The organism is Streptomyces sp. CBMA156, from assembly GCF_014596515.1.
Classification (GTDB): Bacteria; Actinomycetota; Actinomycetes; order Streptomycetales; family Streptomycetaceae; genus Kitasatospora.
The window spans coordinates 1-10682 of the sequence record NZ_MSJQ01000440.1 but is presented as its reverse complement, the minus strand read 5'-3'; the positions used below and the strand labels follow the sequence as shown (position 1 = coordinate 10682).

Annotated in this window: 10 protein-coding genes and 1 riboswitch; of the genes, 9 read left to right on the top strand and 1 reads right to left on the bottom strand. The window is 73.9% G+C overall.

Translation table 11 applies throughout. From position 1 onward, the window contains the following. From BU198_RS39775 to BU198_RS39735, 9 genes are all read left to right on the top strand, one after another. On the top strand, window positions 1–949 hold a 949-nt coding region (locus tag BU198_RS39775), incomplete at its 5' end, for an ATP-NAD kinase family protein (protein ID WP_188301605.1). Window positions 950–971: 22 nt separating this feature from the next. Next, a complete protein-coding gene (locus BU198_RS39770; RefSeq protein WP_188301604.1) occupies window positions 972–1718 on the top strand; it encodes an SDR family NAD(P)-dependent oxidoreductase in 747 nt (248 codons plus the stop codon). Window positions 1719–1807: 89 nt separating this feature from the next. Continuing rightward, the gene (locus BU198_RS39765; RefSeq protein ID WP_188301603.1) at window positions 1808–2461 is read left to right on the top strand and encodes a GntR family transcriptional regulator; all 654 of its coding nucleotides are present in this window, start codon (window positions 1808–1810) and stop codon (window positions 2459–2461) included. 135 nt (window positions 2462–2596) lie between these two features. Then, on the top strand, window positions 2597–3232 hold the full coding sequence (locus BU198_RS39760) for a DUF4937 domain-containing protein (protein WP_188301602.1): 636 nt from the start codon (window positions 2597–2599) through the stop codon (window positions 3230–3232). A 216-nt stretch (window positions 3233–3448) separates the two neighbouring features. Continuing rightward, window positions 3449–3654, top strand: a riboswitch (cobalamin riboswitch). A 52-nt stretch (window positions 3655–3706) separates the two neighbouring features. Next, entirely contained in the window at window positions 3707–4738 is a 1032-nt protein-coding gene (locus BU198_RS39755) for an ABC transporter substrate-binding protein (protein WP_188301601.1), read from the top strand. Continuing rightward, complete coding sequence (locus BU198_RS39750) at window positions 4735–5814, top strand: FecCD family ABC transporter permease (RefSeq protein ID WP_188301600.1); 1080 nt, start codon at window positions 4735–4737, stop codon at window positions 5812–5814. The genes BU198_RS39755 and BU198_RS39750 overlap by 4 nt, the downstream gene beginning before the upstream one ends. A 65-nt stretch (window positions 5815–5879) precedes the next feature. After that, window positions 5880–6653, top strand: coding sequence for an ABC transporter ATP-binding protein (locus BU198_RS39745; RefSeq protein WP_317620514.1), 774 nt, complete (start codon window positions 5880–5882; stop codon window positions 6651–6653). Between the two features lie 53 nt (window positions 6654–6706). Continuing rightward, window positions 6707–7393, top strand: a complete 687-nt coding sequence (locus tag BU198_RS39740) for a (2Fe-2S) ferredoxin domain-containing protein (RefSeq protein ID WP_223245565.1) — start codon at window positions 6707–6709, stop codon at window positions 7391–7393. A 103-nt stretch (window positions 7394–7496) separates the two neighbouring features. Then, entirely contained in the window at window positions 7497–8183 is a 687-nt protein-coding gene (locus BU198_RS39735; protein ID WP_188301598.1) for an adenylate kinase family protein, read from the top strand. A gap of 387 nt (window positions 8184–8570) precedes the next feature. On the opposite strand, the gene BU198_RS39730 is transcribed toward BU198_RS39735, so the two are convergent. Beyond that, window positions 8571–10682 (bottom strand): tetratricopeptide repeat protein (locus tag BU198_RS39730; RefSeq protein WP_188301597.1); only part of this gene is annotated, 2112 nt, incomplete at its 5' end.

Here is a 10682-nt window from a genome sequence, read left to right as displayed (position 1 = left end):
GGCGGCCGGCCGGCACGCCCGGATCGTGCACCGGCCCACCGGAGCGGACACCACCGCCGCCGACACCCGCGCCGCGGTGCGCACCCTGGTCGCGGCCGGCGCCGGACTGCTGCTCTTCTGCGGCGGCGACGGCACCGCCCGTGACGTGCTGGACGCGCTCGGCCCCGAACCCCGGCTGCCGGTGCTCGGCATCCCCGCCGGGGTCAAGATGCACTCCGCCGTGTTCGCCGTCCACCCCAGGGCCGCCGCCGAGGTCGCGGCGGCCTGGGCGGCCGGCCGGGGAGTGCGCCTGGAACCCGCCGAGGTGGTGGACCGCGACGAGGCCGCACTGCGGGCCGGCCGGGTCTCCGCCCGGCTGTACGGCCGGCTCACCGTCCCGGTCCTGCCCGCCCGGGTGCAGCAGCGCAAGACCGGCAGCTCCGGGCCCGCCCCGGGAACGCCGGCCGGCATCGCCGCCGAGGTCGCCGAACGGGTCGGCCCCGGCGGGCTGCTGCTCCTCGGCCCCGGCAGCACCACCTACGCGGTGGCCACCGCACTCGGCGCCCCCGGCACCAGCCTCACCGGGGTCGACCTGCTGCGGCTCGGCCCCGAGGGCGCCCTGGGCCCCGGCCACGCCGACGGCCTCGCCACCGCCGCCCGCCTGCTGATCCGCGACGCCCGGGCCGACCAGCTGCACGCCCTGCCCACCACCCCGTTCATCGCCCTCTCCCCCATCGGCGGCCAGGGCTTCCTGCTCGGCCGCGGCAACCAGCAGCTCACCCCCGAACTGCTGCGCGCCACGGGCCGGGAACGGCTGCTGGTCCTCGCCACCGAGGCCAAGCTCGCCGCCCTGGCCGGCCGCCCCCTCCTGCTCGACACCGGCGACCCCGACCTGGACGACGCCCTCTCCGGCCACGTCCGGGTGATCACCGGCCGCCGCTCCGGCGCCGTCTACCGCCTCTCCGCCTGACCCCTGCAGAGGAGTTACCCCCATGATCGACCTGCACGGCAAGCGCGCCGTCGTCACCGGCGCCGCCTCCGGCATCGGCCGCGCCACCGCCGGCCTGCTCGCCGAACTCGGCGCGGCCGTCGTCCTCCTCGACCGCGACACCGAACGCGGCGAACAGGCCGCCAAGGACATCGGCGGCACCTTCGTCCGCTGCGACGTCTCGCAGCGCGCCGACTGCGAACACGCCGTGCGCAGCACCGTCGCGCGACACGGCGGCGTGGACGTGCTGTTCAACAACGCGGGCATCATCCGCCGTTCCACCGTCACCGAGATCAGCGACGAGGACTGGGACCTGGTGATGGCCGTCAACGTCCGCTCGATCATGCTGCTCAGCGGACTGGTCGTCCCGCTGATGGCCGCGAACGGCGGCGGCAGCATCGTCAACACCGGATCCGGCTGGGGCATCAGGGGCGGCGGTCGGGCCGTCTCCTACTGCGCCTCCAAGGGCGCCGTGGTCAACATGACCAGGGCCATGGCCATCGACCACGGCCCCGACAACATCCGGGTCAACTGCGTCTGCCCCGGCGACACCGACACCGGCATGCTCGCCGACGAAGCCCGCCAGCTCGGCGAGAACCCGGACGCCTTCTACACCGACGCCGCCGACCGCCCGCTCGGCCGGATCGGCCGGCCCCGGGACATCGCCCAGACCGTCGCCTTCCTGGCCAGCGACGCCGCCGCCTTCGTCAGCGGCGCCGTCATCGCCGTGGACGGTGCCGGCACCGCCTGACCGTCCCCTCGTACCCGGCCCCGGGCGCCCGAGCACAACTGCCGGTCGCCCGGCCGGTACGCTACCGACCGAGAACGAAAGGAAGCCCGATGGCGATCGAGCGGCGTCCGCTGCGCGAGCAGGTGAAGGACGAACTCCTGGAGCAGCTCGGCCGCGGCCGGTTCACCCCCGGCGAGTCGATCAACGAGGTCCAGCTCGCCGAGGAACTGGGCGTCAGCCGAACGCCCCTGCGCGAGGCCCTGATCAGCCTGGAACGCGAGGGCATCATCACCAGCGAACGCGGCAAGGGCTTCCGCTTCGCCCCCACCGGCAAACAGGAGTTCCTCGACCTCACCGCGATCGTGATCGCCCTGGAGTCGCTGGCCCTGCGCACCTCCGACCCGGCCCACCTCGCCGAGATCGCCCCCCGGCTGCTCGCCGAGGCACACGCCTTCTCCGCCCCCCAGGCCCCGCACGGCACGATAGAGCGCTACGACGACGCCTGGCACGCCCTGCTGCTCTCCGGCTGCGCCAACACCCGGCTGCGCGACATGATCGAGTCGCTGAAGCTCACCCTGCACCGCTACGAGCGGGTGGTGGTCGGCGACCACGAGATCCTGGAGCGCGCCGCCGAGGAGCACGAACGGATCGCCCAGTGCCTGCTGGACGGCGACATCGACCAGGCCGTCACCGCGCTGGAGGCCAACTGGACCAGCGGCATGGAGCGCATCCTGGACCGCCTGCCCCCGGTCGTCACCCTCTGACGCGCCCTCACTCACTCTCCCGTGCTCTGCCGTGCTCTGCCGTGCTCTCCGTACGGCCTACGCCATCCGCCCGACCCCTCCTCCGACCGGTGACCGATTGACGCCCCGCCGCCTCCCCGCAGCATGATGGCCCGCATGTGGGGCAAGTGGATCGACTGCCGGGTACGACCCGGAGCACGCGAGGCGTTCGCCGCCGGCCAGCGCCGCTGGTCGGCGATCTCCGACCAGCCGGGCCTGGTCGGCCAGACCGGCGGCTGGGCACCCGGCGCCGACCGGGCCCTCCTGCTCGCCCTGTGGAGCGACGAGCCCGCGTACGCGCGCTTCCTGCGCGAACGCCACGACCGGGCCGCCGCCCACGCCGCCCAACAGGACGACTACGAGGCGATCGAGGTCGCCACCGGCCCGGTCGTCCTCACCATGCCCGGCTCGGCCCCTGCCCTGCCCGACGCCCTCACCCGCGCCACCGTCCTGCGCGCCGCCGACTGCCGCCTCCACCCGGGCCGCGCCGACCACTTCCTCCACGTCCAGCGCGAGGTCTGGGCCCCGGGCATGGCCGCCGCCCACGGCATGCTCGGCGGCACCGTCACCCGCCTCGCGCCCGACCGCTACCTCGTCACCACCCTCTGGACCACCCCCGCCGCCCACCACGCCTACACCACCGACCACCTCCCCTCACTCCTCCCCCGCGCCTCCGTCCCCACCGACGTCCGCGCCCTCACCGGCCACCTGCTGCCCCTCGAACCCACCTGGCACGTCGGCGCCGACGTCTGAGCCCCGCCGACGGGCGCCACGCCTTCGCCGACGACCTGCCCCACGCCGACTGCTCGCGGTCTCCGCCGCCTCCAAGCGTGCCAGGGCCGGCAGGGCCCCCACGCGCGGCGCTCGACAGCGCGATCACGGCCTCCGCCGACGAGCCCGTAGCGGCCGGCACAACGAATGTGGCCGACACCACCAACCTCCCGGTCGGAACACGCCTGACCATGCCTGATACCTTGCCATCGCCGTGGTGTTCGGGAAACCGGTCTGATTCCGGTGCGGCCCTCGCCACTGTTGCCGCGGAGTTCCGCGGCCCTCGCTGACCGGCTTGCCCAGCGGTCAGGGCCACTGGGCGGGCTGGAAGAGCCGCCCGGGAAGGCCGGCCGCGGCGCGTCGATGCGGAAGCCAGGAGACCGGCCACGGCGCGACATGTTCCACGAGGGTTTTGGAGAACACGTGCCCAGCGGGCTGCCCGATTCGTTCGGATCCATGCGTTCCACACGTCCGATACATCCGATACGTCCCACAGGTCCGGTACGTGCCGGCCGGGCGATCGCGACCTTCCTGTTCATCAGCGTGCTCGGCGCCTGCACGAGCGCCCCCGCGCCCGACGCGTCCGGCGGGGCGACCGGGAGCACCGGGCCGGTCAGCGTGGACAACTGCGGGACCACCGTGACGGTCGGCACGCCGCCCGCCCGGCTGGTGACGCTCAACGAGGGCGCCACCGAGGTGGCGCTGGCCCTCGGCCTGCAGACCCGCATGGCCGGGACCGCCTACCTCGACGATTCCGTCCCGGAGAAGTGGAAGGAGGCCTACGACTCCGTCCCGGTGCTCTCCAAGAAGTACCCGACGAAGGAGCAACTCCTCTCGGCCCGCCCCGACTTCCTGTACGCCTCCTACTCCAGCGCGTTCACCGACAAGGTCGCGGGCACCCGGGAGGAACTGCTCGGCCAGGGCATCCCGTCGTACCTGTCCCCGTTCGGCTGCTCGGACAAGAGCAAGGCGGCGCCGCCGACCTGGCAAGCCGTGTGGGGTGAACTGAACGACGTCGCCCAGGTCTTCGGCGTCACGGACCGAGCCGCCGCGATCCAGCAGCAGCAGGAGCAGCAGCTGGCCCGGTTCAAGGCGGAGGCCGCGGGCAAGGACCTGAAGGTCCTCTGGTACGACTCGGACACCAAGGCGCCGTTCGTCGGCGCCGGCCACGGCGGGCCCCAGCTCGTTCTCGACGCCGTGGGCGCCCGCAACGTCTTCGCGGACCTGCCCGGCACCTGGCAGAACGTGAGCTGGGAGAAGGTCGTCGCCGCGGACCCGGACGTCATCGTGGTCGCGGACGCCGGCTGGGACACGGCACAGTCCAAGATCGAGTACCTGGAGAACGACCCGGTGCTGAGCAAGCTCCACGCCGTGCAGCGCAAGGCCTTCGTGGTCGTTCCGTTCTCGGAGTCGACGCCCGGCGTGCTGCTCGCCGACGGAGCCGCCCGAGTGTCCGCGGGGCTGGGCCGGCTGCAGCCGGGTTCATGACCTCCGTGCCCCGCGCCGTCGCTCGGCCCTCCGGTCGGGGCCGTGCGGCGGCGGCGCTGGCCATCGGTGCGGCCCTGCTGCTGACCACCGTGCTCCTCGGCCTGGCCGTGGGCTCGCACCACGAGCCGGTCGGGACGGTGATCGACGTCGTGGCGCGCCGCCTCGGCCTGGGCGACCCGCACGTCACGCTGCTGGACGACCAGATCGTCTGGCAGCTGCGCCTGCCCCGGGTCCTGGGAGCGGCCGCCACCGGCGCCGGCCTCGCGGTCTGCGGCGCGGTGCTGCAGACGCTGACCGGCAACGACCTGGCCGATCCCTTCCTCCTCGGGATCTCGGACGGGGCCGCCGCCGGCGCGGTCACCGTGATCGTCCTCGGCGTCGGCGTGTCCGGCGCCGTGGCCACCGGCGCGGTGGCGACGGCGGCCTTCGCCGGAGCCCTGCTCGCCGCCGTCGTCGTCTTGGCACTGGCCGGCGCGCGCACCCGGTCGCTACCGACCACCAGGACCGTGCTCGCCGGCATCGCGGTGGGGCAGATGTGCGGGGCCTACACCTCGTTCGTCGTCATGGTCCTCGGGGACCGCGACGCGGCACGCGGCGTCATGGAGTGGACGTTGGGCTCGGTCGCCGGCGTGCGGTGGCCCACCGCCGTCTTCCTGATCGCGGTCGCGCTGGCCGGCGTCACGGTCCTGGCCTCCTCGGCCCGCGACCTGGACGCCTTCGCCTTCGGCGAGACCGCCGCACGCTCCCTCGGCGTCCACGTCGACCGCACCCGCTGGCTCCTCATCGCCACCGCCGCCCTGGTGACCGCGTGCCTGGTCGCCAACACCGGCGTCATCGGGTTCCTCGGCCTGGTCGTTCCGCACGTGGTCCGTCTCCTCTGCGGCCCGCGCCACGCCCTCCTCCTGCCCGTGTCGGCCCTGGCGGGCGCGTCCCTCCTGGTGGGCAGCGACATCCTGGCGCGCTCGGTCCTCCCCGACCGGGAGATCCCCGTCGGCGTCATCACGGCCGGGCTCGGAGCGCCCTTCTTCGCCTGGCTGCTCTGGCGCCAGGGACGGACCGACGGGAGGGGACAGTGACGGACCGACGGGAAGGGAGGGAGACGGCGACGCCGCCCGTCGAACTGCGCACGGAGGACCTCCGCGTGCGCATCGGCGGAGCCACCCTCCTGGACGGCGTCTCCCTCACGTTCGGCCCCGGCCGGATCACGGGACTGCTCGGGCCCAACGGCGCCGGGAAGACCACCCTGCTGCGCGCGGTCGCCGGACTGACCCGGCCGAGCGCGGGGCGCGTCCTCCTCGACGGGGAGGACCTCCACGCGCTCACGGCCCGCCGACGGGCACGACGGGTGGCCTTCATGGAGCAGCAGGCGGACACCCGGCTGTCACTGCCGGTCCGTCAGGTCATCGAGCTCGGACGCACGCCGCACCGCGGCCGCTGGCCCGTGCCGGCGGACTCCGCCGCCGGCGCCCACGAGCGGTCCGTGATCGCCGGGGCCGTCGCCGCGGCCGACGTCGGGCACCTGCTCGACCGGTCCTGGCCGACGCTGTCGGGCGGCGAGCGGCAGCGGGTCCAGCTCGCGCGGGCACTGGCGCAGGAGCCGGACGTGCTCCTGCTCGACGAGCCCACCAACCACCTCGACCTGCGCCACCAGCTCGGCTTCCTGGCCACCGTGCGCGAACTCGGCATCACCACGGTGGCCGCGCTGCACGACCTCGAACTCGCCGCCGCCTACTGCGACGAGGTCGCCGTCCTGCTCGACGGCCGACTGGTCGCCCACGGGCCCGGCTCCGACATGCTCACCGCGCCCATGGTCGCGCAGGTCTACGGCGTCGACGTCACCGTGGAACGGCACCCCCTTCACGACAGGCCGCACATCCGGTGGAACGGACTGCTCCCCGAAAGGACTACCCGATGACCTCCCCCGTCCCGGACGCCCCCACTGGCCGTAGTGCCACGCTTCTGGTCGGAATGTCGATCGGGGAGGCCGTCCGCCGTGACGTACTCCTCCGGGCAGCGGCGTCGCACCGGGCCTCGATCGCGTTCCTGCAGCAGGCGGACCCCTCGCTCTCCACCGAGCTGACCAGGCTGGCCGACACGGGTGTCGAGACCGTGGTCGTGATCGGCGTGCGCCTCGCGGCCTCCGGCCCGGCCCAGTCCTGGCTGCGGCGGATCGCCGCGCACTGGTGGCGCGAGCGCGCGGGCCACCGCCCCGACATCCTCGTCGCGACCCGCCTCGCCGACTCGCCGGACGCCGTCGCCCCGGTCGCCGCGGTGACGAAGGCCGTCACCGGCACGGAGCCCGGTCTCACCTCCGCGGCCTGGGAGGAGGTCCCCGGCCACCGGCACCAGGTCCTGGTCTGCCGCGGCCCGCGGTGCGCGGCCAGGGGAGCGGAGGAGGGACTGCGCGCCCTGGTCAGCGAACTGACCGCACAACGCCTCGGCGACGACGACGTGCTCGTCACCCAGACGGGGTGCCTGTTCCCCTGCAACCAGGCCCCCGTTGCCGTCGTGCAGCCGGACGACGTCTGGTACGGGAGGATCGACCCGGGTGTCGCGAGCCGCATCGTCACCGAGCACCTCGCCGGCGGACGACCGGTCGGGTCCCACCGACTCCCCCGCCACAGGAAGGAGCGGGCAGAGCACCACGACGACTGATCGCGCCCACCGGCACGGGAACGGGGTTCACCCGATCCAGATCAGCCCACGCACGAACGAAACGCCCACTGAGATCAGAGCCGAGCCAAGGAGTGATGGGCTGATGCGTGTCGTTCTCTTCCAACCACCGGTGTTCAGGCGGGAAGCCCCGGCCGCTGCGCTGGCCAAGGCCCTGGCAGTGCCGCAGATTCACCTCGGCGATCTCATACGCGCTCATCTCTCCCAGAGCACCGAGCTGGGGGTTCGAGCCGCCGAGATCATCAACTCCGGCACGCTGTTCCCCGACGAGATCATCACCGCGGTCCTCCGCGACCGCCTGCACCGGTTGGCCCATGCGGATTTCCTTCTCGTCGGACACCCGCTCAGCGCGGCCCAGGCGCTCGCTCTGGACGAGTCACTCCGCGAGCTCGGTAAGCCCCTCGACAGCGTGCTGCACCTGCGTCTTCCCGAGGAAGAGGTGGAGCGCCACGTCCGTCACCTGGCGGGCCGTCGCCTCTGCCGCGACGACCAGACCCACGTCTTCGAGCCATCGGTGGACCATCTCCTCATCGATGATGTCTGCAACGTCTGCGGCGGTGATCTCTACCAACGCGGGGACGACGAGAGCAGCGTCCGCAGTCGGTTCAGGTCCCACGAAGCGATGCTGGAGCCCATCACCCGGCACTACGCCAGGCAGGATCTCCTCGTCACGGTCGACGCCGTCGGCACGTCCGACGAGATAGCCAGGCGCGCGCTCACTGCGCTCCGGGAGCCCGGTCGCCGGCCCTGCTCAGGGCTGGCGACGTCATAAAGTCTTGGCTGGCGAGGATTTGGACACCGCTCTCAGGAACACGTTCGGAGGACCCGAGCGCGGAACGCCGAAGCCTCGAAGGTCACGGCGATGCCGTTGGACACCGAAACCCGGAACCCACACCGCCGTCTCCCACCGGTCCGAGGGCGATCAGGCCCCGGACCAGTGGAAGCCGCCGTCCCAGTCGGCCCGGTGCGGCTACGCCAAGGCCTGGACGGACGTGAGGGGCTACCCAAGCCGGCGGTCACCGAGCCGGAGAAGGCCGCGATCGACCGGATGCTCGACACCTGCCCGGCGGGCTGATGACCACCCCGGGCCGGCCGGCCCGGGGCCGGGCCGATCGTCACCACCGGCATCGCCGCCGGCGCCCGGGGGCCGGGGCCTGGCTCAGCGGTGGTCGCGGGCGGGCAGGAGCGATGCCCGCGGGCCACTGGGGCCGCCGGGGCGGCCGGTACGAGCGTCGTCGAGCGTACGGAGCTCGGCGGTGGCGTCGCGGCGCCGCGGGTTGTTGAGTTCGGTGAGGGAGCGCTCCGCGGCCAGCAGCTGCGCGCGGGCCTCGTCATGCCGGCCCAGGCACCGCAGGGTGATCCCGAGGTCGAGGCGCACGGGTTCGCTCCAGGCGAGCATGCCGGCGCCCTCGAACGCGGCGAGGGACTCGCCCAGCAACGGCTCCGCCTCGCCCCAACGCCCCAGCGCTGCCAGGTCGTTGCCCAGATGCTGGAGGGTGACTGCCCGCAACACGGCGACCAGGTCCGGCGAGCACCCGGCAAGCCGCTCACGGTAGATGACCTCGCCGTGCCGGTGGATCGTCAGCGCCTCCTCGACCCGGCCGAGATCACGCAGGTGCGCCCCCAGAGTGTTGAGGGCGGTCAGTTCGGCGATCCGCCCCTCGGGGGCGGGGTTCGCTCGGTGACACGCGGCGCAGTCGGTGAGCCAGGCCAGCGCCTCCTCGACCCGGCCCAGGTGCTTCAGCGCACTGGCGCCGTAGCCCAGCGCCCACCCCACCTGGAGCCGGTCGCCGCACCGGTGGGCGATGGCGAGCGCGGCGGTGGCGGCCTCCAGAGCCCGGCGGTGGTCGTGGACGCACCGGTTGTAGGCCCAGGCGAGGAAGTTGAGGTGGACGGCTTCCTCCCGCCGGCTCCCCAGCGCGCGGGCGGCATCGGCGGAGCACCGGAACACCTCCACCCACTGCTCCCAGTGCTCGGTCCGGTCGGAGAACCAGTGCATCGCCTGCGCCGTGTCGACGACCTCCCGGTGCCACCCCGCGGCGAGCGCCCGCCGGAACGCCCACAGCCACTGCGACCGCTCGCCCTCCAGCCAGGCATGCGCCTGCTGCCGGCCGACGGGCGCGGTGGCGGGATCCGGATCGGGACCGGTAGCGGGATCCCCCGCGGACACCCGGTCCTGCTCCGCGTGGAAGTGCAGAGCGGCCCCCCGCGCCCGGGCGAGCATCCAGCGGGCGGTGCGGTCGAGAGCGGCTTCCAGGACCCCGGCCCCGTCGTCGGTATCGGCCTGCTCGGCGGCGAACAGCCGCAGCAGGTCGTGGAAACGGTAGCGTTCGAGCACCGGATGGGGTTCCAGCAACCCGTGGTCGGCCAACTCCCGCGCACACAGCCGTGCCTCGCGCACACCGACACCGGACAGCAGCGCCGCGCTCTCGGGACTGAAGTCGGCCCCGGCCGCGAGCGCGCCGCGCCGCAGCAGGGTCCGGGCGGGCGGGGTGAGCTGCCGGTAGGACAGCGCGAACGCGGCGCGAACGCGCAGGCTTCCGGCCTGGAGGGCGTCCAGGCGGCGCTCCTCGCCGGTGAGTTCGGCGACGAGCTTGCCCAGGTGCTCCTGCGTCCGGGCGGCCAGGCGCTGCCCGCAGATCCGCACCGCCAACGGCAGGTACCCGCACAGCCGCGCGAGGTCGTCGGCCGCCTGCCGCTCCCGCTCGACGCGTGCCGGCCCGATGATGCGGGCCAGCAGTTCGGCCGACTCCCCGGCATCCAGCAGGGCCAGGTCGATCCGCTGTGCCGCCTCCAGCCCGGTGAGGGCGTGCCGGCTGGTGACGATGGTCAGTGAGGCGCCGCCGCCGGGCAGCAGGGGGCGGATCTGCTCCTCGGCGGCGGCGTTGTCCAGGAGCAGGAGCAGCCGTCGTTCGGCGGCGATCGAGCGGAAGAGGCCCGAGCGGTCCTGGGTGCCGTGGGGGACGGCACTGTCGGCCACCCCCACCGCGCGCAGGAGGCGGGCCAGTGCGTCGCGGGGCGCGAGCGGCTGTTCGTCCATGCCTCGCAGGTCGAGGGCGAGCCGGCCGTCCGGGTAGTGCGGGGCCAGGACGTGGGCGGCGCGGGTGGCGAACGCGGTCTTGCCCAGGCCCGGCTGACCGGTCACCAGCGCCAGCGGTGGGCAGGCGGCGCCGGTGGCCTCGGCGAGGGCCCCGATGCGGGCGAGCGCCGCGCCGCGGGCGGTGAAGTCGTCGAGGTCGCGGGGCAGCGGCAGGGTGCCCGCGGGCACCGT

Bases quoted from the DNA above. Each gene is read 5' to 3' on its own strand.
- BU198_RS39770 (WP_188301604.1), top strand. From the start codon at position 972: ATGATCGACCTGCACGGCAAGCGCGCCGTCGTCACCGGCGCCGCCTCC.
- BU198_RS39735 (WP_188301598.1), top strand. From the start codon at position 7,497: ATGCGTGTCGTTCTCTTCCAACCACCGGTGTTCAGGCGGGAAGCCCCG.
- BU198_RS39765 (WP_188301603.1), top strand. From the start codon at position 1,808: ATGGCGATCGAGCGGCGTCCGCTGCGCGAGCAGGTGAAGGACGAACTC.
- BU198_RS39755 (WP_188301601.1), top strand. From the start codon at position 3,707: ATGCGTTCCACACGTCCGATACATCCGATACGTCCCACAGGTCCGGTA.
- BU198_RS39750 (WP_188301600.1), top strand. From the start codon at position 4,735: ATGACCTCCGTGCCCCGCGCCGTCGCTCGGCCCTCCGGTCGGGGCCGT.
- BU198_RS39740 (WP_223245565.1), top strand. From the start codon at position 6,707: ATGTCGATCGGGGAGGCCGTCCGCCGTGACGTACTCCTCCGGGCAGCG.
- BU198_RS39760 (WP_188301602.1), top strand. From the start codon at position 2,597: ATGTGGGGCAAGTGGATCGACTGCCGGGTACGACCCGGAGCACGCGAG.